Below are 23,466 nucleotides of genomic sequence, written 5' to 3'. Positions count from 1 at the left end.
TAATCTAAAATACTTTCTGCACTGCGTACACTTCGCTAACGCAAATCCAAAATTCTTTATTCCCTAATCCCCAGTTTCCTAAGAGTGTATTTTCATAGGCCCTGAAATAGACTGAATCTCACCTGGAGAATTCCAAAGACTATGGGCAGCTTCTACAAATTGACTGACACGAATCGGGTCAATTGGTTGCTCAATTCGACCGTGGCGCTTGAGGGAACTGGAAACAATTACACCATTTGCTGCCTGCATCAGTGTAGCAATATTTTCCCAATTGGCTCCACTACCAATGAAAACTGGAGTCCCATTTGCCGCCCCACAAGCTAGTTCCAAGTCTTCTTGGTTAGGAGGACTACCGGTAGCCCAGCCAGACAAAATTACTGCATCTGCCAAACCTCTTTCAATTGTGTCTTTCACAGCAACTGTGAGATTTGGGGAACCCAATGGACGGGCGTGCTTCACCAACACATCAGCGAGAATTTTGACATCGCAGCCCAATTCGCGCCGATAACGAAGTAACTGATGAGCTTCTCCTTCAATTAAACCTTGGTCAGTTGCCATCACCCCTGTCAATACATTGACTCGAATAAATTCGGCTTGCGTACTGTAGGCGATCGCCATTGCACTTTTACCATCGTTCCGCAAAACATTTAAGCCTATGGGCAGTGTCACCAAATTTTGGATGCGTTGTACCACCACAGTCATGGCACTCACAACTGCTGGATCAACTTGGTTTTTAGCAAACGGCGCATCAAAAAAGTTTTCCACAATAATGCCGTCCACCCCACCACTGGCTAGGGCGGCTGCTTCTTGTTCGGCACGGTGAATTACCGCTTTGAGATTACCTCCCCAACGGGGCGAGGTGGGCAGTGGAAGTAGATGAACCACGCCAATAATCGGTGTTCGAGTTTTAAATAGCTGATATAAATCCACGTCTTTCATCCGCTTTGCGGGGTCTAGTGTCCATCAGTCGAGAGTCTAGAATTTGTTTGACTATTGACTATTGAACGCCAGTCAAGCAAGAGGACAAGGGGCAGGGGGCAGGGTGCAGGGGGGAGAAACCCATGCCTAAATACAGGGACTTGGGAAAAGGAGGCATTATTTCTCGCACTTGCGCGTCTGGAAATAAATATTTTGATGTTTGGCATACATCAATGCAGGGGCTTGTATCCCTGTTGGCAGGAGAATTAAAATCCTTCTCCCTTGCTCCCTGCTCCCTGCTCCCCTGCCTCTTATGGTCACCTCAAGTCAACCGAACCTGCTGATGGCGCTGGCTCCTCTTGACTTTTAACTAACTAGTCAAATGTGTTTTAAGTTGGTTGTCTTACTACCTCTTCCCTAGGATGGAAATTATCGTAAAACCTCCCCTAAGATATGTTAAGATAAAACTAGGCTAGAAGAGGAGTTTGCCACTCACAAGACGCAAGGCAGCTTTCCCAGGTTTAGGCATCTCGCCTGAGCATCAGGGCAGCATTACTGCTTTATTAGGCGTGGTCTCGTACTCCTGGGTCGAAATAAACGACGCAGAGAGCGCGATTTCCCTGAGGGTAGCGACTTCTCACAACCAGCCCTTTGGGCGGCTTCCCGACGGGTAAATTAACAAGACACACGCTGCGGTAATGAAAAATACCAACAGAAAAATTGTTAAAAAAATACAAGTGTCAATTGTACTCCAAGACACTCACCTTACCCTGGGAAATAGACTAAATAGTACAAATATCATAACATGGCCGCAAACTACCCATGCCATATATCGGCAGGTAGTAGCTGGGAGTTAAAACCTGTTATTCTAGCCCTTGACTGTGTAAAGGTGTGTATCACAAGGAGCGAAATCATCGCTACTTGCTTATCTGACTACAAAAAACAGAAAATGTTTGCAAAATATGGGTGAAAAACCAACGATTGCAATTTCGCACTTAGGCTGCGAGAAAAATCGAATTGATACAGAACATATGCTTGGACTGCTTGTGGAAGCAGGTTATAGTGTAGATACAAATGAAGAGTTAGCCGATTACGTTATAGTTAATACTTGTAGTTTTATAGAAGCAGCAAGACAGGAATCTGTCAGAACTTTAGTAGAACTGGCAGAAGCCAACAAAAAAGTCGTGATCACTGGCTGTATGGCGCAGCACTTCCAAGAAAAATTATTGGAAGAGTTGCCAGAAGCAGTGGCACTGGTAGGCACTGGTGATTATCACAAAATTGTTAATGTAATTGAGCGTGTAGAACAAGGCGAGCAGGTCAAAGAGGTTAGTCTAGAACCAACCTACATCGCCGACGAAACTACACCGCGTTATCGCACTACAACCGAAGGCGTTGCCTATCTGCGGGTAGCCGAAGGATGTGATTATCGTTGTGCATTTTGTATCATTCCTTATCTCAGAGGGAACCAGCGATCGCGTACTATTGAATCTATAGTTGCTGAAGCGGAGCAGTTAGCTAGTCAAGGGGTGCAGGAAATTATTTTAATTTCCCAAATCACCACCAATTACGGGTTAGATATCTATGGAAAGCCAAAGTTAGCCGAATTACTTCGCGCTTTGGGTAAAGTAGATGTACCGTGGATTAGAATGCATTATGCATATCCCACTGGGCTAACCCCAGATGTCATAGAGGCAATCCAAGAAACCCACAATGTCTTACCATATCTAGATTTGCCCCTTCAACATTCTCATCCAGATATTCTTCGCTCAATGAATCGTCCCTGGCAAGGACGGGTAAATGATGGGATTATTGAACGCATCAAAGCAGCCCTACCAAATGCGGTACTCAGGACAACATTTATCGTTGGTTTCCCTGGAGAAACCGCAGAGCATTTTGAGCATCTACTAGAATTCGTCCAGAAACACGAATTTGACCATGTTGGTGTATTCACCTTTTCACCGGAAGAAGGAACGCCCGCTTACAAGCTAGCCAATCAGTTACCCCAATCCGTGATGGATGAGCGCTGGCATAGATTAATGGCGCTTCAAGAGCCGATTGCGGGTAAAAAAAATCAACAGGAAATCGGCAAAATAGTTGAAGTCCTGATTGAACAAGAACACCCTGAAACTGGAAAGCTCATAGGTCGCTCAGGTAGGTTTTCCCCAGAAGTCGATGGTCAGATTTATATCGATGGGGAAGCAAAATTAGGAACCATCGTGCCAGTAGCAATCCACAGCGCTGATACTTATGACCTCTACGGTCAGGTTGTTAATAGTTACAAAAAGTAGAGTCCGCAAAGTGAGTCTAGCAATGGGTATGCCTAAGGCACGCCAGCTATCACGCAGCGTCTCGACCAAAAGAGAAGTCACGTCAAGCCCTTTGGGCATTGCTGAATCTCATTCCTGACTATCGCTTATCTAACACTGATGGCGTAGTACCCTCGTCTAAATGAGGGTTTCACACACTTGCTTTAAATCTGGCAACTGAATGCAACTGCTGACTATGAGCAAATGCCGTCAGATTTAAAAATACCCCACCAAAAAAACAAAAACTAGGAGAATTAATGACTCTTTCCTTTCAAGAATTAGGTCTTTCACAAAAGCGTGTTGAGCAACTAGAAAGCATCGGCTTTACTACACCTACTAATATTCAAACTCAAGCCATTCCCCAACTGCTAGCAGGTCGGGATGTCGTGGGTCAATCCCAAACTGGAACAGGCAAAACAGCAGCATTTTCCCTGCCAATTTTAGAGCAGTTGGATGTTAACCACAAAGCTGTACAAGCCTTGGTATTAGCCCCAACTCGTGAGTTAGCAATTCAAGTTCACGATGCCATCAACCAATTTGTCGGCAACGACGGATTGCGGATTCTGGCAATTTATGGTGGTCAATCCATTGAACGCCAAATGATGCAACTCAAACGTGGTGTTCACATGGTTGTGGGTACACCAGGGCGGATGATTGACTTACTAGATCGGGGCTGTTTGAAGCTCGATCAAGTCAAGTGGTTTGTCTTGGATGAAGCTGATGAAATGTTGAGCATGGGCTTTATTGATGACGTGATCAAAATCCTGTCTCAAGCTCCCAAAGAACGCCAAACAGCTTTGTTCTCGGCGACAATGCCACCATCGATTCGCATGATTGTGAACAAATTCTTGCGAAACCCGGCCACAGTCACCGTTGAGCAGCCAAAAGCCTCACCCAATAAAATCAATCAAGTAGCTTATTTGATTCCCCGCCATTGGACAAAAGCCAAAGCATTGCAGCCGATTCTGGAAATGGAAGATCCAGAAACAGCTTTAATCTTTGTGCGTACCAGACGGACAGCCGCAGAACTCACCAATCTCCTGCAAGGAGCCGGTCACAGTGTGGACGAATACCACGGCGACTTGTCCCAACAGGCGCGGGAGCGATTATTAACCCGATTCCGTAACCGTCAAGTGCGCTGGGTGGTCGCCACTGATATTGCTGCACGGGGGTTAGATGTTGATCTGCTGTCCCATGTAATTAACTACGACTTGCCAGATAGCGCCGAAACCTATGTTCACCGCATTGGGCGGACTGGTCGCGCGGGTCAAGAAGGTACAGCAATTTCCTTAGTACAGCCTTTTGAACGCCGCAAACAGCAGGCATTTGAGCGCCATAACCGCCAAAATTGGCAATTGCTGACGATTCCCACACGGGCGCAGATTGAAGCCCGACATATCCTGAAATTGCAAGAACAAGTCAAAGAAGCCTTGACTGGTGAACGTTTAGCTTCATTCTTGCCCATAGTCAGTGAACTAATTGAAGAATATGATGCTCATGCGATCGCCGCAGCTGCATTACAAATTGCTTATGATCAAACTCGTCCTGCTTGGTTACAATCAGGCGTAGATCCCCAAGACGATGAGCCTTCCTCCAAACCAAAATTGGCCAAGCGTCGTGGTGGTGGTGAATCTTCTGCTGACAGAAACCGTTCCTGGAACAAATCAGACAGCAATGGCAGTAGTCCGAAGCCCAAGCTACGGACAAATACCAGCAGTCGCCGAGACGCTTCTGTGCCATCAACTAATCAAAAGTTAGGTTCAAATGCAGCTAGAGACTAAAGCTCTTAGTCATTAGTCATGAGTTATTAGTCATTAGTCATATCTAGCTACTCAAGACTTTTGACTAATAGCTGTTAATTCAGCCAAGGACGACTGACTTGTTCTAGTTGCCCGATTTCATCGGTGTTTAATCTCCAGCCCAAAGCCCCTGCATTTTGTTTTACGTGTTGGGCAGTTTTCACCCCAGCAATAGGAATCACATTTCCTTGAGCAATTAACCAATTGAGGGCTACTTGGGCAGGAGTGCGATCGTACTTTTCTCCCAAAGTATTGAGTAAAGAAATGACTGGAGAAATTTTTTGTAACCCTTCTTTACTAAATCTTGGGTCTATCTTCCTGGCACCACCGGGGGTTTGATTACTATCTGGTGTATACTTCCCTGTGAGTAATCCCTGCGCTAAGGGACTATATGCCAAAATAGTTACGCCCAACTCACGAGCCGTTGCTAAAATCCCGTTACTTTCAATTTTACGCGTTAGCAACGAGTAGCGGACTTGGTTCACCGCTAAAGGTATTCCACGCGCAGCTAATATTTGCTGCGCCTCTCGCATTTGAGTTGCTGAATAATTGCTCACGCCGACTGAGCCAATTCTACCCCGCTTCACTTCATCTGCTAGGGTATTCATCAAAGTTTTTTGACTTAAAAAGAAAGCGAACGGCCAATGCACTTGATACAGTTCAACTCGCTCTACTTGTAGGCGTTTGAGACTGTCTGTTAAGGCATCCGAGACAGATTGACCCGTAAATCTCCAAGGTAAAGGGCCAAATTTCGTGGCCATTTGCACAGGTTGTGGGGCTTTTTGCATAAATTGCCCTAATAATTCTTCTGATAGTCCAAAACCATAAACTTCGGCAGTATCAAAGAAATTTATCCCCGCCTCTAATGCTGCTGTAAAAGCTGCTTCTAACTGTTCTGGGCCATAGCCATCGCCATAATTCCAAAAGAGTTTATCCCCCCAAGCCCAAGTGCCAATGCAAAGGGGTGTAACACTGGGGCCATTTTGGCCTAATGTGATATTTTCCACGTGGCAATATTTATTTTATTTACATTTCTTTACTTTTATAGTGTATCGCTAAGTAAGTAGCTGAGAAAAATTCCAATTCTCGATGGATGCCTCAACATAGCTTTTGATAGATGTCTTATAAAACTAAAACGGGCATAACCTAAGCTATAGATATTTGATGATGGCGCTGAGGATTGCGTCTAGAAAAAACTACTTTTCATGAGAATTCTTTTAGTTGAAAACTTTGCTAAAAGTATAAAAATATGAGCCAGTTAACCTCAAGTGAGATAAATATAGCCCTAATCACGCTTGGTGGGCTAGTGCTAGGACTTGGGCTGTTATCTGCTTGGCTCAAAGAGCGGTTGTTTCTTTCAGACCCTCTCATAGCTTTGGTAGTTGGGGTATTATTGAGTCCATCTGTGTTTGGCTTAATTAACCTTGCTCATTGGGGTAAACCAGAGATAATTCTAGAGCAGGGGGCAAGATTGGCGATCGCCATCCAAGTGATGGGAGTAGCGTTGCGACTACCAAAGGCTTACCCTTTCAAACATTGGCGCATCTTAGCTGTGCTGTTAGGACTGTTGATGCCCCTGATGTGGTTAATTAGTGGACTGCTTGTATATCTGCTGTTAGGTCTACCCTTTTGGGTCGCCATGCTGGTTGGGGCTGTGATTACTCCTACCGATCCGGTTGTTTCTACTTCCGTTGTGACAGGGAAAGTCGCCGAGCAAAACCTACCCGAACGTATCCGCCATAGCATCTCTGCTGAGTCTGCGGCAAATGATGGATTGGCTTATCTCTTTGTCCTCCTGCCGATTTTGATATTGACCAAACCGCCACAAGAAGCTCTACTTCATTGGTTCACTAAAACTTTACTATGGGAAGTAGGAGCTGCTGTGGTGATGGGAGCGCTGATTGGCTACCTAGCAGGTCGGCTCTTGCAATGGGCTGAAGCCAAACAAACTCTAGAGAAGCAGTCTTTTTTAGCTTATACCGTAGCTCTTTCATTAGCTGTATTGGGTCTTGTAAAGTTACTTGGTAGCGATGGCATCCTGGCAGTTTTCGCGGCAGGAATTACGTTTGATATGGTTGTGAGCGGTCGTGACAGAGCTGAAGAAGAGAACGTACAGGAAGCAGTAGACCGCTTTTTTACGTTGTATATTTTCGTGCTGTTGGGTTTATATCTACCCTGGCAGCAATGGTTTGAGTTAGGTTGGAAGGGTCTTCTGTTGCTGGTAGCGATTTTGTTGTTGCGCCGACTACCAGCAGTACTATTACTACGTCCCCTTCTTGGGCGGTTGCGAGGGATGCCGGATGCCCTGTTTTTAGGATGGTTCGGCCCTATTGGTGTAGCGGCGGTCTTCTATGCTTTCCTTTCACTGCGTAAGGCAGGTGTGGAAGAACCCTGGATTATAGGTAGTCTAGTCATTTGTGCTTCTATTGTTGCTCACGGTTGCACGGCTGTACCCTTCGCTAAACTTTACGGAAAGCAGCAGAGGTAATCTTTGATCAAGAGATAGGACTACTGGACTGACAAGCTTAAAATGTTGCATTATGTTTCTCTTGTGGAACAGGCATACTATGGCTAACGCCACGCTACGCGAACGACAAGCTCAGTACAAGTCTTGCCTGTTCTGGGCGGGCTAGAAGCTCACCCCACAATATTTATGCTTATGCACTATTTTAGCTGTGTCAGTCCACTACAATACTTAATTTTTTTATACGTCAAATAGGATTCCTATATGTCCCCAAATTAGTGAAGAATTTGGGAATTTGGGAGTTAAGTTTTATTGAACGGTTTATCCTTAGTTAAAGAGAGTCTAGATGTTGTAAATCATCCGAAAAAGTAGCTATGGCCAGCGGCGACGTATTTGATACCGAAACAGAATCCTTAACTGTGCCAAGGGTCAACCTGATCACTATGTTCCGGTTAGGCTTGTTTCAAATGGGACTGAGCATGATGTCGATCTTGATTCTGGGTGTACTCAACAGAGTGATGATTCAAGAAATAGCAATTCCAGCAATATTGGTGTCGCTAGTGTTAGCTCTACCTGCTTTTGTTTCACCTGCTCGCATTTGGTTTGGTCAAATGTCAGACCTCAAACCTCTATGGGGTTACAATCGTACGGCTTACGTTTGGGTGGGAGCAGCAGTATTTGCGATCGCTTCATTTTTAGCAATACAAGTGCTTTGGCAATTAAATCTAGCAGCTAGCAGCACAGATGGCTGGGTATGGACAACCGAAACAATCGCCTGGACAGCATTACTATCTTTAGTTTTTGCCCTATATGGTTTAGGAATTTGTGCCAGTGGTACTGCCTTTGCTGCTTTATTAGTGGATATCTCCCAAGAAGATAACCGTTCTCAGGTGGTTGGCGTTGTTTGGTCAATGCTGATGGTGGGGATTGTTGTGGGAGCGATCATTAGTTCCAATTTGCTCAGTCAATTAACGCCAGAAGCACCCATCGAAAGTTTACAGTCAGCTGTCAACAGGTTGTTTTTCATCGTTCCGGCTATTGTCTTTGGGTTGGCGATCATCGCTACATTAGGCGTAGAAAAAAAATATTCCCAATATTCCCGCCCTTCTACAACTGAGAATCGAGATGACAGCGTTGGCTTGGGAAGAGCTTGGAAAATTTTGACAGCTAGTCGCCAAACAGGTTTGTTTTTCACATTTTTGCTGGTCATGACCATCAGCTTATTTATGCAAGACCCTGTTTTGGAACCCTATGCGGGACAGGTGTTTGGGATGCCTTTGGCAGAAAGCACCAGATTGAATATTTTTTACGGTATTGGTATCTTGATAGCCTATGGTGTCACAGGTTTTTTCATTGTGCCGCGTTTGGGTAAACGCAGAACTGCACGCTTAGGCTGTGTATTAGTGGCAATCTGTGCAGTATTACTGGGTCTATCAGGATTTACGGCTAATCCAGCTTTTCTGAAAGTGAGCTTGTTTATGTTTGGTTTAGCTACTGGTTTTGTCACTACCGCAGCCATTAGTTTAATGTTGGATCTGACAGCAGCTGAAGCCGCAGGTACTTTTATTGGGGCTTGGGGATTAGCTCAGTCTGTCTCTAGGGGAGTCGCCGTAGTCATAGGCGGGACAGTATTAGATATTGGTCGTAATTTTCTACCGAGTTTAGAGCTAGCTTATGGAATGGTATTCTTTCTAGAAGCTGTGGGGATGGTAGTGTCGATTTGGTTCCTCAACCGAGTCAATGTCAAAGAATTTCAAACCAGTGCCAAACAAGCGATCGCATCTATTCTCGAAAGTGATTTAGACTAATTCCTTGGCTGAGGAACGTCTTTGCGCGAGAATTGATTCATGAATGATTTTTGGACAACAATTCTCGACTTTGCCGAAACCACCACTACCAGAGTGGGAAAGCAACTGATGCAAGATTTTGGTAAAGTGCAGGCTTCTCAAAAAGCTGACGGTAGTTTAGTCACGCAAGCCGATAAATGGGCAGATCAGGAAATTCGGGATGCAATAGCTTCTCGTTTTTCTGGTTATGGCATTTTGAGCGAAGAAAGCGACAAAGTTTTTCCGGGTACTGAGTGGTGCTGGGTAATCGACCCTCTCGATGGCACCACCAACTTTACTAGAGGTCTGCCCATTTGGTCAATTTCGATGGGATTGCTGTATAAAGGCACACCCATTTTTGGTTATGTTTACGTTCCCCCACTAGGTCAAGCTTTTCACGGTTTCTGGGCGGGTGACTCTGGTTTAACAACACCCTCCGGCGCATTTCTCAACCACCACCCCATCCATAGCAGTAGTGATGCTGTCAGTAAAAATCACTTTTTTAACCTCTGTTCTCGAAGCACTTCTGTGATTCAAACAGACTTTCCCTGCAAAATTCGGATGCTGGGTGTAGCTAGCTATAATTTTCTCACAGTTGCGACTGGGGCTACACTAGGTGGGATTGAAGCGACACCAAAGGTTTGGGACATCGCCGGGGCTTGGGTGATTGTGAAGGCGGCTGGTGGTAGTTGGACATCTCTTAAGAATCAGCCCTTTCCTTTGTCATCAGGGGAAGATTATAGCGATCGCTCTTTTCCCACCCTAGTTGTAAGTCGCCCGGAATTGCTGCCAGTATTTACACCATTGCTCAAACATTTAAAACTTTAATTATTTGCAGTGTGTCGGATCTGCCCTTACACTGATACACTGATGTCATAAAAAAATGGTAATGAAAGGACTCTGGCTGGAAAATCAACAATTGCAACTACGCACAGATATTCCCGTTCCTGATGCGCCACCGGGAGAAGCCTTAGTGCGGGTATTACGTGCAGGTATCTGTAACACTGACCTAGAACTTAAAAGGGGTTACTATCCTTACACTGGCATTTTGGGTCATGAGTTCGTTGGTATCGTCGAACAAGGGCCAGAACACCTTCTGAATCGGCGCGTAGTCGGAGAAATCAACGCTGTTTGTGGTCATTGCCGTTTTTGCCTGAGTGGACAACCCACGCACTGCGAGAACCGCACTGTTTTAGGCATTGTTAACCGTCACGGAGCCTTTGCTGATTATCTGTGTTTGCCCGTGCAGAATCTACATCCAGTACCTGACAATGTACCAACAGATATTGCCACTTTTACCGAACCTGTCGCAGCAGCTTTAGAAATTCAGCAGCAGGTAGCAGTGGGTGTTGATCACCGAGTCCTAGTGGTGGGAGATGGTAAATTAGGACAATTGGTAGCCCAGACCTTAGCTTTAACTGGGTGCAATTTGTTGGTAGTCGGACGACATCGAGACAAACTCGCTAACTTAGAAGCCAGAGGAATAAAAACTGGTTTAGCCGATGCGGTTATAGATCGAGCCTTTGATATATCAGTAGAGTGTACGGGTAATCCTGAAGGATTTGCGATCGCTCGTCGCGCCTTACGTCCTCGTGGTACTTTAGTTCTGAAAAGCACCTATGCAGGCAATCTCAGCTTAGATGCTTCTTCTTTGGTAGTAGACGAAATTACTCTGATTGGCTCTCGTTGCGGCCCCTTTCCGGAGGCACTCCAGCTACTAGCAACAGGAAAGATAGACGTACAACCCCTGATTCATGGCTGCTACCCCTTGGATGATGCAATTTTTGCCTTTGAACAAGCGCAGCATCGAGGTGTTTTAAAAGTCTTATTAGAAATTAGTCATTAGTCAATCAATTTTAGATTTTAGATTTTAGATTTTGGATTAGACTACAATCTAAAATACTCGCTGCGCTGCATACGCTACGAAGATCGCAAATCCAAAATTCTTTGGTCATTGGTCATTTTCTTTGTTCTCTTGTCCAATCATGACTAATAGAGCATAGGATTGGTCTTTGGTTGATAGTCGCAACAATTAATAGCTTCTTCTGTACTAGCAGTGGATGGGTGTACAGTGCATTTCAAGCGGTAATTGTCGGTAAAAAATTGGCACTTAGCACAGGGAATTTGATGCATTTGTTTGGCTGTGCTGACACTATCTCGAGCTGCTACCCAAAGACTCCAAACCAAGAGAATAATCACAGTCCAAGCAGCAATAAAGCAAATAGGGACTAATAATGGTTGAATCCCCCGAATGACAAAATCTATCAATCTTAACACGGTAAGTCCTGATAAAAATTAAGAGTTAGAAGTATATTAACTCCTAACTCCTGATTCCTTTCTTCTGACTACAGAGGTATAAATTTGGTGCAGGGGAGAAGTTTATTCCCAATCACCAATGACCATCTACTTAAACGCCAGCATGACCCAGCGCTATACCAGCTACAAGCATTCCCAATACTAGGAACGGTTGAGCGCTGGCTTGATATTTCACATCATTTTTCAGGGGGTCACGCAGAAAATACATATCCTGGAAGGTCATTTGCGGGATGATTAACAACAGCAAAATTGCTGCATATAAGTTTTCATGAATGGTGATCAGATAAACTGCAATCACAGCTTGGAAGACATCAATCATCACTGCACAAACCCAAGCGGCTCTTGTGACACCAAACATCACAGGTAATGATTTTAATCCAAACTGGCGATCGCCTTCCACACTCTTAAAATCATTCACAATGGCAATACCCAAACCAGCCAAGCTATAAACCACGGTGATAACAACAATTTTCCAATTGAGTTCGCCAAACAGCGCATGACCAGTACACCAAGGAAAAGCCATATAGCTAGCACCAAGGGCATAACCGCCTAACCAACCGTTTTGTTTCAGCTTTAATGGTGGTGCAGAATAAATGTAAGCAATAAAGGAACCCAGTATAGCTATAGTTGTGATTGTCGGATATTCATTACCTGCCCAAACATCTAATAGAACAGCCAGAACATTTCCCGAAATTAACAATACCCAAATTTGTGTAATTACTTGAGGTAAGGGAATTGCACCAGAGGGAATTGGGCGGTAGGGTTCATTGACCGCATCAATTTCACGGTCATAGTATTCATTTAAAGTTTGCGTATAACCTGCGAGTAAAGGCCCTGAAAGCAACATACAAGCTGCCGACATCAAGACATTTTCTAGTGTCCAAGTATAGTTACCCGAAGAAGCCGCACCACAGACTACACCCCAAATCAGCGGAATCCAGGTGATAGGTTTCATCAGTTGCAGGCGGATTTTCCAGATAGATTTTTCCCCTGCTGCTGCGCCTTTCATGCCTAATAACTGCCGAGCCTTGGAGCTGCGATCGGCAACGGCTGTAATTTCCTCTTGGGGTGAAACTGACTCTATAGCCTCTGCTGGCTGGGAATTAGGGTTAATTGGAGTTGATTCTGACATAAGACTATGAGTAGGGAGTAGGGAGTTACTTCGACTTACTTCGACTTCGCTCAGTACAAGTCGCTCAGTAACCGGGGGAATAGGGAGTGGGGAATAGGGAGTGGGGAATAGGAGGAGATGAGAGAAAAAGATTGTGGCAATAGCCCAAAAACTTGTCCCCTGCACCCTGTCCCCTGCCCCCCGGCTTCTTTCCCCAATCCCCAAAACCTAGTACTTAAAAAGAAATTATCAAATAATTATTCTGAAATTTGGCTCCAGCCACCTGTCTGCCAGTTAGTGCCGGAGGTAGGAAGAGATTACGCCGATGGTCTCCTGCTTCTACGGTGACTTCTGGCCCATACTGGGTAAGTTTGACTTGCTTTTTATCAAATCCTGGCAAGAATAAGCGGACTTGACGATTGTGGATGTCAATTTCTATGGGTTTGGGAGCCTGTAGTGCTTGTTCTGCAAAGTTGGGGAGAGCATCTATCAAAGGTTGCCATTCGCCTGTGGGAGTATCGGGAACAACGCTGACGCTCAGAGGTGTAAATTCTGCGGAAAGGTTAACGTTTGGCTCAGGTGATACCAAAATCACCCCCCCAACGGTTAAACCGATTTGTTGCGCGCTACCCCACAAATAACGGGAACTTGCCACTTCTAGGGGGTCTGCTTTACTAACTAAAAAGGCAGCAAACCGATGAGGATCTGCAAGGGCGGCTATTCCTTTATCTAAAAAACTATTTATTTGGTTGATGGGTAGAGAAAAGTTATCTGATTTCGAGTTGACATTCAAAAAGCTGCTAATTAGCGGCTGAATTAACGGCGATTCCGCAATAGTCTTTCCTAAATCAGAGTTGACAACTAATTGCTGAAATCGCCGTACATACCAACTCAGAGATTCTGGCATCCCCAACATTCGCAGGGTGAAGGAATCACCTGTGCCATCATAGATAATCGCGTCATAGTTGCCACTGGCATCATATTCGCGGATCGCATTCAAGGCCAGGGCGCTGTCCATTCCCGGTAATACTACCAGTTCTTGACCATAAACATCTTTGAAGATGGGCGTGCGGAGGTATTGCGCCTCCAGTTTTTTCACTCCTTCCCAGCTGCGTTCTAGCAACACAGATGATTGAAATTGCACCACTTGTAAATTGGGAGCAATTTCCTGGGGGTCAGCAGTCAGGGTCTGATCCAGTAAAATGGGTAAAACTGGTTCTGCCAACCCTGCTAGAAGTACACGCTTGCCTTGGCTTGCCAATAACTTGGCGGCGGCGATCGCAATTTTTGTCCGCTCTACACCGCCTTTGCCCAAAAATGTCAATATCAGGGACATGACTTGATTCCTATATTCACCGCCAATCTTTTCCACTCCAACTTAGCACTAGGCAAATACTCTTAGCTTCCGCGTTGAGTTCTATCTATTACACAAGTTTGATTTCATCTTCAAAAAACCAAGTGGAAGAATTGTCGTCAAATAGTACCACTACACCAATTCCACGGCCATCCGTGACTTTGTAGCCTTGGATAATGCCTATTTGTCCGAGTTTTTTCGCAATAGAAGCAGATACGCGATCGCGCAGACGAAAAACTTTAACCTTTTGTCCGATTTCCATGCCTAGTCACAATGCAATAAACCAAGTCTCAGTTTAGCCGAATCGGTGTCGCTTCGGTGATAGATTTCGGGGATAATGGCAGACAGAGGCAACAATGAGCGTCACATTTGCCGACTTGAGGAGTTAACCAAAATAGTTTGCTTGATTAGGTAACAACTATGACTAGCGCCATAAATTCAGTCAATACAAACACTGAATATCCTAGTGCTGATGGAGAGCCTGTGGCGGAAACATATTTACATCTGTATGCCATTTTAACTACATTGGAAGTCCTGAAACAGTACTTAGCAGGCAGACAGGCAACGGTACTAGCAAATCAATTTCTCTACTATGCTCAGGGTTTTCCCAAATTAAGAGTTGCACCAGATGTCATGGTAATTTTTGATGTGCAGCCTGGGGGTAGAGATAACTATAAAGTTTGGGAAGAAGGTCAAGTTCCGCAAGTGGTATTTGAGATGACCAGTAAAGGCACTCAAAAGCAGGATCAAGAGCAAAAGAAACTATTGTATGAACAATTAGGTATTTTAGAATACTGGTTATTTGACCCCAAAGGAGAATGGGTTAACGCCAAATTACAGGGCTATCGTTTACAAGATGAAATCTATCAACCCATTACTGATAGTCTATCTCAGCCTTTAGGATTGCGGCTAGAAGTAGAAGAAGAACTCTTACGATTTTATCGCTTAGATACGGGGGCGAAATTACTCATCCCCACCGAACTGGCAGAATTAGCAGAACAAGAACGACAACGTGCGGAAAGATTAGCAGAACATTTGCGTTCATTAGGTGTTGACCCAGATAGTTTAAATTAAGCCAGAAATTGTCCGGAAATTTAGAGGCCAAATAATCTTCATCAAAGCTACTTTTATAGTCAACATATATTTGTGTATAGTTGATTAATTCTGTAACAAAGCAGATAACTAGGAAAGATTATTCTCTGTTTTAGCTATGATTTATACCAAAAAAACTTGAAGAAATTTTCAGAGAATAGTCGCATTCATTGATGATAATTAGGTGTGAGTAGTGAGCGAGGAAACAGGAATTGGTGCGAATAATGCGGAGCGCTGTACGTAAGGCTGAAAAACTGAGGTGGATACTGCCAATAAATCAGCCGTTGTGGGCTAAGTTCGATTTACTGAGAACTTTAGTGCGGCGGGATTTAGAGGCGCGATACAAGGGTTCTGTTTTGGGCAATTTCTGGCCTTTGGTAAATCAGCTTTCGCAATTAGTGATTTACACATATGTGTTTTCCATTGTGCTAAAAGTGAAGCTAACTCTCACAAATTTGCCAGAAAATAACTTCACTTTTGGATTGTGGTTATTTGCTGGTTTGCTTCCCTGGATTGCTTTTTCAAGTGGATTAATGCAGTCGGCTGGTTCAGTGGTAGGTCAGCCAAATTTGGTCAAAAAGGTAGTATTTCCCCTGGCTTTGTTACCCTTGGTGCCAATTTTATCAACGTTCATTGAAAGTTCTTTTGGTTTAATGGCGTTGATCTTATTTGTGGCAGTACAAGCTCATACTTTACATCCTACCTTGGCGCTGTTACCCTTAGTCTGGTTAACGCAGTTGTTGTTAACGGCAGGTTTGGGTTATTTGGCTGCGGGATTAACGATTTTTTTGCGTGATGTTCCCCAGACACTGGGAGTAGTTTTAAATATTTGGATGTATTTAACACCGATTATTTATCCTGCTTCAGCAATTCCCGAAGCGTGGCGCAATTGGGTATTTTGGTTAAATCCGTTGACTGCTATTTCAGAAGTTTATCGTGATTTAATTTTAGTTGGGGAGGTGAAGCATTGGGGTGAATGGGGCGTTTCCAGTGCGATCGCATTGATGATATTTTGTTTTGGATTTGCAGTTTATAAACGGTTGCGTCCGGCTTTCGCAGATGTACTGTAAATATGTGGTAAAATTTTGCTTTTGCTGATGATTTTAAAATATTGAGGTATGGAAAATATGGGAGAAGAAATTGCAGTTTCTCTCAAAAATGTATCAAAGTGCTTTCAGCGATATGCTCATCCAGTAGATCGCTTAAAAGAGATTTTATTACCTGGTAAAAGTATTTCTGAACAATTTTGGGCGCTGAGAGATATTGATTTAGTAATTCCTAAAGGAGAAACAGTAGGCATTATTGGGCGCAATGGCTGTGGTAAAAGTACACTATTGCAAATTATCGCGGGAACCTTAACACCCACAACGGGTGAAGTAAAAGTCAAGGGTCGAGTCTCTGCATTGTTAGAACTGGGAAGTGGTTTTAACCCAGAGTTTACAGGACGGCAAAATGTATTTTTTAATGGGCGCTTATTAGGGTTAAGTCAACAAGAAATTGCCGACAAATTTGATGAAATTGCTGGATTTGCAGATATCGGAGACTTTATCAATCAACCAGTAAAAACATACTCAAGCGGTATGTTTGTTCGTTTAGCCTTTGCTGTAGCTGTGAACGTCAATCCAGAAATTCTCATTGTTGATGAAGCACTGGCTGTCGGTGATGTTGTGTTTCAACATAGATGTATGCGGCGGATGCGAGATTTAATGGATTCTGGAGTCACAACTTTATTTGTCTCTCACGATTCCGGAGCTATCAAAAATTTGTGTAATTCAGCAGTCATGATTCATGATGGGCAAATACACACTTCAGGTTTGCCCAATGCAGTCATAATTGAATATTTGAGACTGGTTACTGATTTAGAATTGAATTTAGCGCCGAAAGAGTTAGATAATCAATTTCCCCAGCCAACAGATGACATTAATCTTGTCAACAATCAATCATTAGAATCACTCGGTGTTGACATCCTATCAGTTAAGGAATCTTCGGGAAAACTCAAACGCCGGGGAAGTGGTAAGGCTCGGATTGAAAAAATCAGATTATTGAACCAGTTAGGAGAAGACGCTGGAGAAAGCCCTATTTTTGAATTTAATGAAGAAGTTACTTTAGTTATTCAAGTCAGAGCTTATGTTGCTATTAAGAGTTGTATCATTGGGTTTTTCGTATGCGACAAAAACGGCAACGAATTGATCGGAAGTAATACCTTGGAAGAAAATATTAAAATTGATAACTTAGAGACTGAAGAAAAATTAGAAATTAGCTTTAAATTCAAAATACCTTTAAGACCAAACTCTTACAGTGTAACGGTTGCTGGAGCCGAAAACTATGAAGCTGTCACTTTTGATTGGATTGATAATGCAATAGTTTTTCAGGTTTTACCTCCACACACAGGAAAGCGTATTCATGCTTTAATCGACCAGCCAATGATGGTTGAACTTAAAAGAAATCTGTTGCAAATAATAGCTATAGCAAATTAAATTATCTAAAAATTAATTATGCATAAAGATTGGTCAAAAGATTATCCATCCCCTGAAGGGCTGACAGAAGAAGCTCTAGATGAGAATAGCAGTCTCAAAAAAATGCTGGACTTTATTGGCTCAGGTAAAAGAGTAGTTGACTTTGGCTGTGCAACAGGTTACTTCGCAAATTTACTTCAACAAAAAGGTTGTATAGTCACAGGAATAGAAATCAATCCAGATGCAGCAAAAGTAGCTGAAAAATACTGTCAAAACGTCATAGTAGCCGATCTTGATTTTGTATCTATTACAGAAATTTTAGCTAATCAGAAGTTTGATGTGGCGATATTTGGCGATATTCTGGAACATCTCCGCAACCCGTGGAAAGTTTTAGAAGAAACCAAAAGTATTTTAAAAGAGCATGGCTTTGTAGTAGCGTCTATTCCCAATATCGCTCACGGAGCAATTCGTTTAGCATTACTTGAAGGCAAATTTGACTATAGGAAGTTAGGAATATTAGATGATACACATTTGCGGTTTTTTACTCGTGAAACAACTGAAAAATTGTTAAAAACATCTGGATATTTTCTTGATCAAATAGGCCGTACAAAATTACCAGTATTTTCTGATTCTGATTTAGTCCCAAAACTTAATGAAAATGACTTTAGCAAAGACCTTATAGAATGCCTCCAAGAAGATCAAGATATTGATACTCTACAATTTATAGTCCGAGCATTTCCTTTATTTCAAGAGGGTGAGCATAGTTTACTGAATACCAGATATCACCAGGTATTAGTCGAACGTGATCTCATACAATCGCAACTACAAAAAACACAGGCTGAATTTGAGCGATCGCAATCTCAATTACATCAAACACAGGCTGAATTTGAGCAATCGCAATCTCAATTGCAAACGATAGAGGCGGAATTTGAACGATCGCAATCTCAATTGCAAAAGATTGAGGCGGAATTTGAGCGATCGCAATCTCAATTGCAAAAGACAGAGGCTAAATTAGAGGAAATTCGTTGGCGATCGCAACATATGCAAACAGAAATAGAAGTTGGTTTACAACCGTCTATAGAAGAAGTAGAAACATTGAGATTACAACTCCAAAATACTCTGACAGAATTTGAGCGATCGCAGCATATAATCACAGCAATGGAAAGTAGTAAATTTTGGAAAATTAGAGAAATTTGGTTCAAATTCAAAACAATATGGACTGGAGTTAATCATTAATCAATGATATTATTTGTAAAACCTAACTTCAAAATAGCATTCAATAATTCAAATAATTATAAATGTGGAGGATTTGAAATATGCTATTTAAGCAAAACAACTTACAAGATATAGTTAGCTTATTAAAATGTTCCAAATGCCACAACGATCACTTAGTAATTAAAACAGACTATTTAGAGTGTAGCAATTGTTCAGCACAATACCCAATACGGAATAAAGTACCCATTTTCTTAGAAAATACCAATACTGTTAAAATAATGCCCATAGACCATATTAGTAATCAATTGCCTATGGAAATATTTAACTGGCTAGAAAAATTAAATGGTTATAGCTTGAATATAGGCGCAGGTGCAACAAAATCAAAAATACCTAAATGTATAGAACTAGAGTATTCAATATGGAAAAATACGGCTGTTGTGGGTGACGCACATCATCTTCCCTTTCAGGATGAAATTTTTGATGCCGTAGTCTGCTTTAATGTATTTGAACATTTATATAATCCAGCTTTAGCAGCAAAAGAAATCTTACGAGTATTAAAACCCGGGGGAAAACTAATTCTTCAGACAGCATTTTTACAACCTTTGCATGAAGAACCAATACATTTTTATAATGCAACTAAATATGGGTTACTTAATTGGTTCTCCGAATTTAAGATAGAAAAGTGCCATGTTTCTGAAAACTTCAATCCTGCTTTGACATTAGGGTGGTTATCCTCTGAATTAATCCACTCATTAAATCAAAATTATAATTCTAGCATCAGTACATACTTATCAAAAACAACCCTTCAAGATTGGAGCAAAATTTGGGCTGATCCTGATCAACGAAACGGTTTACTATGGGATTCATTATTAAATTTACCTCAATCTAGCCAAGAAAAGTTTAGTGCTGGCTTTGAACTTGAAGCCAGTAAACCAAGTAAAATTCAAATGCTTAAACCTATCGAAAATAACACAACAAAAGAAGCGTCTATGGAACTACTAAACCAAAATTCATCAGTGAAAATAGCACAATTACCAGATGAATCAATCAATGAAATTGACGAAAAAAGATTATTAGTTATTTCTCGGCTAGAAAGTGCAACCATCTGTGAGAAGATGGGCAATAATCCCTGGCAAACAATATCTAATACTGCCTATGAATCCAGTGAAAATCCTTGTATAACTGTAATTATTTCTTTGTATAATTACTCTAAATATATATGTAAATGTATAGATAGTGTGTGTAAATCTAATTTGTATGATTTACCAGGAGATATTGAAGTATTAATAATTGATGATTGTTCCACAGATAGTTCAGCCAGCATAGTAGAAGAATATATAAAAGAGGCTAAAATACCTATTTCTTTAATCAAGAAATATTTTAACACAGGTTTAGCTGATGTGAGAAACATAGGATTAAAACTGGCACGTTCACCTTATGTATTCATCCTAGATGCAGACAATTGGATATTGCCCAACTGCTTACCAGTTCTTTATAGAGAAATTAAACTATCTGATTGTGCAGCAACATACGGAAAAATTAGAAGGTTTGATAATGAAACTAATCAAGATATTGATACAGTATCCTCTAAAGAGTGGGATGTTAGTTCCTTAGTAAAAGATCCATACATAGATGCTATGGCTATGTTTAATAGAGAAATTTTGCTGAAAGTAGGAGGATATTCGACTGAACTCATTGAATATGGTTGGTTTGGATGGGAAGATTATGACCTTTGGCTGAAATTAGCTCAAAATGGTTACTCATGTCAGCTAGTTCCAGAAATTCTCAGTTCCTATAGGTTGCATCCAACTTCAATGATCAATATTACTGGCAGATATATCCTCAATATGTCTAGATATTTTCATAATAAATTTTCAGAATTGTCTCAATTAAACACTCAGTCAGATAGACTATTTGGTTCTTGGCGCAGTGAAGTTTATTCAGGAACATACGGAAAAATCAGACCGAGGTTAAATGCAGTTCAATCAGATGAATTACACAAGGCTAATGCGACTATTGAGGCTATCCAGTCTAGTAAATTTTGGAAATTAAGAAACCAGTGGTTTAAATTGAAAAAGAATTTAGGTTTAACCAAAGATATTGGCGTTAAAATCTAATTTCTTTGTTGGCATAAATTAATCAAATTTAGGGTTAGGGTTAAATTCATGAATTATCAAGTGGTAGCCTATATTACTGCTTACAAAGACGTACAAGCAGTAAAAAAATGTTTAGAATTACTCAAAAATCAGTCATATCCCATAGGAGAAATTTTTGTAGTTGACAATTCTCCGCAACAAATAATATTTTCTGAAGATGGATTATTAGTTAAACACTGTCCTGCAAATATAGGAGTTGCAGGAGGATTGAAGCAAGCAGTTATTTGGGCTAAAGAAAAAGGCGCTGATTTTCTTTGGGCTTTTGATCAAGATAGTGAACCAGATGAAAATTTGCTAGAAAAGCTATTATTAAAATATAGTTTATTGTCAACAAAGGATTTTCCTATTGGAATAGTTGCTCCTTTGGCAATTGATGTGCAATCTCAGAGCAAAATCCACGGTTTAATATTTGGGGGATATAAATTTGATTTACCATCAGAATTAGAAAGCCTGACAGATTACTATGAATGTGACGCTTTGATTACATCTGGGAGTTTAATTTCTTTAGATGCAGCTAGAAGTGTGGAATTACCAAGAGAAGATTTATTCCTAGATGCTGTAGATTACCTGTACTGTATAAATTTCAAAAGAAAGGGATATAAAGTAGTGGTGAGCAAGGATACTATTCTTAAGCATCATTTAGGCACATATCGACACATTAAGTCACCAAAGACAAAAAAAGAAGTTTTTACTTACACTTGCTCACCGCTTCGCTACTATTACAGTTGTAGAAATCATACTTTTCTGGAAACTCGTTTATCAACAAAGTTGATGTTGTCCAAATCTGTAATCCATAGATTAAATATTTTAAGGCATCATTTAACGCATATATATTCTTATGAACCAGACTTCACTTTGTTAAAAGCTTGGGCTTGTATGAGTGGAACTATAGAAGGTTTTATGGGGAAACTGGGTAAAACTTGGTAAGTAGAAATGTTAAGTATTTCAGCCGCTTTACGGAAGTTAACCGGTGGGCAGATATGACGTGCTAAATTATTCTTGCCAATATTAGTAGAATCAACACCCGTGAAACTTATAACTACTGAAATTTCTGACGTTTACCTGATCGAACCGCAAGTATTCGCTGACTCACGCGGTTTGTTCTGGGAATCCTACAATCACCAAAAATTTACAGATAAACTAGATATTAGCGTCAACTTCGTCCAAGACAACCACTCAGCTTCCCAGCAAAATGTCCTTCGGGGACTGCACTACCAAATCATCCAACCCCAAGGTAAACTCGTCCGTGCTGTGGTTGGTATAATCTTTGACGTAGCTGTAGATATTAGAAAAAGCTCTCCCACCTGCGGAAAATGGGTAGGTTATGAACTCAGCGCTGAGAATAAACGCCAATTGTGGATACCACCAGGCTTGGCGCACGGTTTTCTTGTGCTGTCAGAAACTGCGGAAGTTATTTATAAAACGACAGATTATTATGCTCCTGAAGGCGATCGCACAATTCTCTGGAATGATCCAGATTTAGCTATAGATTGGCCTATCAAACAACTCCCGATATTATCAGCTAAAGATAGCAACGGTCAAGCATTTAGAACTGCGGAACTATATGAATGAATCAATCTTACTACTGGGTAGCAACGGTCAAGTAGGGCAAGAACTCGAAAAACTTCTTTCCCCCCATCACAAAATCATCTCACTTGCACGCCCCCAAATAGACCTCAGCCAACCCGATAGCCTGCGTCAAATCATCAGAGAAATCCAACCACAAATCATCATTAACGCCGCCGCTTACACTGCTGTAGACAAAGCCGAAACCGAACCCGAACTAGCTACCGCCATCAATGCGACAGCCCCCCAAATTATCGCCGCAGAAAGCCAAAAACTGGGGTCTTTTCTGATTCACTTTTCCACAGATTACGTATTTGATGGACAGCATACTCACCCATACCAAGAAACTGATCCAACCAATCCTTTAGGTGTTTACGGTCAAACCAAACGAGCCGGAGAAATAGCAATTGAGCAAACTCATCCCCATCATCTCATTCTGCGTACAGCTTGGGTTTACGGCTGCTGTGGTAAAGGGAACTTTGTCAAAACCATGCTGCGACTGGGTAAAGAACGCTCAGAAATTGGTGTAGTGACAGATCAAATTGGTAGTCCTACATGGGCGCAAGATATCGCTGATGCGATCGCTCAGATTATACCCCAATTAACACCAGAAATAGCTGGCACCTATCACTATACCAATAGTGGCGTAATTAGCTGGTACGACTTTGCCGTAGCGATTTTTGAAGAAGCCCAACAACTTGGTTTTCCCCTCACACCACCCAAAGTTATCCCCATCACCACCGCCGAATATCCCACCTTAGCCCGTCGTCCGGCTTATCCTGTCCTAGCTTGTGGGAAAATATCACAACTTCTAGGAACTTATCCCCCCCATTGGCGACAAAGATTGAGACTAATGCTCAAAGACTGGCTCTCCAAATCTTAAT

General features: G+C 42.0%; 20 protein-coding genes. 14 read left to right on the top strand and 6 right to left on the bottom strand.

All coding sequences use genetic code 11. The features are described from left to right. Window positions 1-78: 78 nt before the first annotated feature. Window positions 79-930, bottom strand: coding sequence for a photosystem I biogenesis protein BtpA (btpA, locus tag AACX33_RS17475; RefSeq protein WP_194000400.1), 852 nt, complete (start codon window positions 928-930; stop codon window positions 79-81). Between the two features lie 950 nt (window positions 931-1,880). Between btpA and rimO the strand changes: the two genes are divergently transcribed. After that, the gene (gene rimO, locus AACX33_RS17470) at window positions 1,881-3,209 is read left to right on the top strand and encodes a 30S ribosomal protein S12 methylthiotransferase RimO (protein WP_194000183.1); all 1,329 of its coding nucleotides are present in this window, start codon (window positions 1,881-1,883) and stop codon (window positions 3,207-3,209) included. A 275-nt stretch (window positions 3,210-3,484) separates the two neighbouring features. Then, window positions 3,485-5,008, top strand: a complete 1,524-nt coding sequence (locus AACX33_RS17465) for a DEAD/DEAH box helicase (RefSeq protein WP_194000181.1) — start codon at window positions 3,485-3,487, stop codon at window positions 5,006-5,008. A gap of 74 nt (window positions 5,009-5,082) precedes the next feature. Here AACX33_RS17465 and AACX33_RS17460 read toward each other — a convergent pair whose 3' ends face one another. Then, complete coding sequence (locus AACX33_RS17460) at window positions 5,083-6,033, bottom strand: aldo/keto reductase (RefSeq protein ID WP_194000179.1); 951 nt, start codon at window positions 6,031-6,033, stop codon at window positions 5,083-5,085. Window positions 6,034-6,275: 242 nt separating this feature from the next. Between AACX33_RS17460 and AACX33_RS17455 the strand changes: the two genes are divergently transcribed. From AACX33_RS17455 to AACX33_RS17440, 4 genes are all read left to right on the top strand, one after another. Beyond that, complete coding sequence (locus AACX33_RS17455) at window positions 6,276-7,514, top strand: cation:proton antiporter domain-containing protein (protein WP_194000177.1); 1,239 nt, start codon at window positions 6,276-6,278, stop codon at window positions 7,512-7,514. A 350-nt stretch (window positions 7,515-7,864) separates the two neighbouring features. Further along, window positions 7,865-9,298 (top strand): BCD family MFS transporter, encoded by a 1,434-nt coding sequence (locus tag AACX33_RS17450; protein WP_194000175.1) that lies wholly within the window; start codon window positions 7,865-7,867, stop codon window positions 9,296-9,298. A 39-nt stretch (window positions 9,299-9,337) separates the two neighbouring features. Next, on the top strand, window positions 9,338-10,144 hold the full coding sequence (locus tag AACX33_RS17445; protein WP_194000154.1) for an inositol monophosphatase family protein: 807 nt from the start codon (window positions 9,338-9,340) through the stop codon (window positions 10,142-10,144). A gap of 61 nt (window positions 10,145-10,205) precedes the next feature. After that, on the top strand, window positions 10,206-11,162 hold the full coding sequence (locus AACX33_RS17440; protein ID WP_194000152.1) for an MDR/zinc-dependent alcohol dehydrogenase-like family protein: 957 nt from the start codon (window positions 10,206-10,208) through the stop codon (window positions 11,160-11,162). A 143-nt stretch (window positions 11,163-11,305) separates the two neighbouring features. Here AACX33_RS17440 and AACX33_RS17435 read toward each other — a convergent pair whose 3' ends face one another. The 4 genes from AACX33_RS17435 to petP form a co-directional block, all read right to left on the bottom strand. Further along, window positions 11,306-11,593: a hypothetical protein gene (locus AACX33_RS17435; RefSeq protein ID WP_194000150.1), complete on the bottom strand. Its 288-nt coding sequence runs from the start codon at window positions 11,591-11,593 to the stop codon at window positions 11,306-11,308. 130 nt (window positions 11,594-11,723) lie between these two features. Then, a complete protein-coding gene (gene chlG / locus AACX33_RS17430; RefSeq protein WP_194000148.1) occupies window positions 11,724-12,764 on the bottom strand; it encodes a chlorophyll synthase ChlG in 1,041 nt (346 codons plus the stop codon). Window positions 12,765-12,978: 214 nt separating this feature from the next. Beyond that, window positions 12,979-14,079 carry a Get3/ArsA fold putative tail anchor-mediating ATPase NosAFP gene (locus AACX33_RS17425; RefSeq protein ID WP_194000146.1) on the bottom strand — a complete coding sequence of 367 codons (1,101 nt, stop codon included), beginning with the start codon at window positions 14,077-14,079 and terminating at the stop codon, window positions 12,979-12,981. 88 nt (window positions 14,080-14,167) lie between these two features. Beyond that, complete coding sequence (gene petP / locus AACX33_RS17420; protein WP_194000144.1) at window positions 14,168-14,359, bottom strand: cytochrome b6f subunit PetP; 192 nt, start codon at window positions 14,357-14,359, stop codon at window positions 14,168-14,170. A gap of 158 nt (window positions 14,360-14,517) precedes the next feature. On the opposite strand from petP, the gene AACX33_RS17415 reads away from it, so the two are divergent. From AACX33_RS17415 to rfbD, 8 genes are all read left to right on the top strand, one after another. Next, window positions 14,518-15,171 carry a Uma2 family endonuclease gene (locus tag AACX33_RS17415; protein ID WP_194000142.1) on the top strand — a complete coding sequence of 218 codons (654 nt, stop codon included), beginning with the start codon at window positions 14,518-14,520 and terminating at the stop codon, window positions 15,169-15,171. Between the two features lie 242 nt (window positions 15,172-15,413). Beyond that, a complete protein-coding gene (locus tag AACX33_RS17410) occupies window positions 15,414-16,259 on the top strand; it encodes an ABC transporter permease (protein ID WP_194000140.1) in 846 nt (281 codons plus the stop codon). 57 nt (window positions 16,260-16,316) lie between these two features. Continuing rightward, window positions 16,317-17,666: an ABC transporter ATP-binding protein gene (locus tag AACX33_RS17405; RefSeq protein WP_194000138.1), complete on the top strand. Its 1,350-nt coding sequence runs from the start codon at window positions 16,317-16,319 to the stop codon at window positions 17,664-17,666. 18 nt (window positions 17,667-17,684) lie between these two features. Beyond that, complete coding sequence (locus AACX33_RS17400) at window positions 17,685-18,881, top strand: class I SAM-dependent methyltransferase (RefSeq protein ID WP_194000136.1); 1,197 nt, start codon at window positions 17,685-17,687, stop codon at window positions 18,879-18,881. An 80-nt stretch (window positions 18,882-18,961) separates the two neighbouring features. Next, a complete protein-coding gene (locus AACX33_RS17395; protein WP_194000134.1) occupies window positions 18,962-20,977 on the top strand; it encodes a glycosyltransferase in 2,016 nt (671 codons plus the stop codon). 48 nt (window positions 20,978-21,025) lie between these two features. Beyond that, on the top strand, window positions 21,026-21,943 hold the full coding sequence (locus AACX33_RS17390) for a glycosyltransferase family 2 protein (RefSeq protein ID WP_194000132.1): 918 nt from the start codon (window positions 21,026-21,028) through the stop codon (window positions 21,941-21,943). A gap of 99 nt (window positions 21,944-22,042) precedes the next feature. Continuing rightward, window positions 22,043-22,588 (top strand): dTDP-4-dehydrorhamnose 3,5-epimerase, encoded by a 546-nt coding sequence (gene rfbC, locus AACX33_RS17385; protein ID WP_194000130.1) that lies wholly within the window; start codon window positions 22,043-22,045, stop codon window positions 22,586-22,588. After that, window positions 22,581-23,465: a dTDP-4-dehydrorhamnose reductase gene (gene rfbD, locus AACX33_RS17380; protein WP_194000128.1), complete on the top strand. Its 885-nt coding sequence runs from the start codon at window positions 22,581-22,583 to the stop codon at window positions 23,463-23,465. The genes rfbC and rfbD overlap by 8 nt, the downstream gene beginning before the upstream one ends. The last annotated feature ends 1 nt before the right edge of the window (window position 23,466 follow it).

The sequence above is a fragment of the Nodularia sp. LEGE 04288 genome, from assembly GCF_963896525.1.
GTDB lineage: Bacteria > Cyanobacteriota > Cyanobacteriia > Cyanobacteriales > Nostocaceae > Nodularia.
This window is presented reverse-complemented; position numbering and strand designations above follow the sequence as displayed.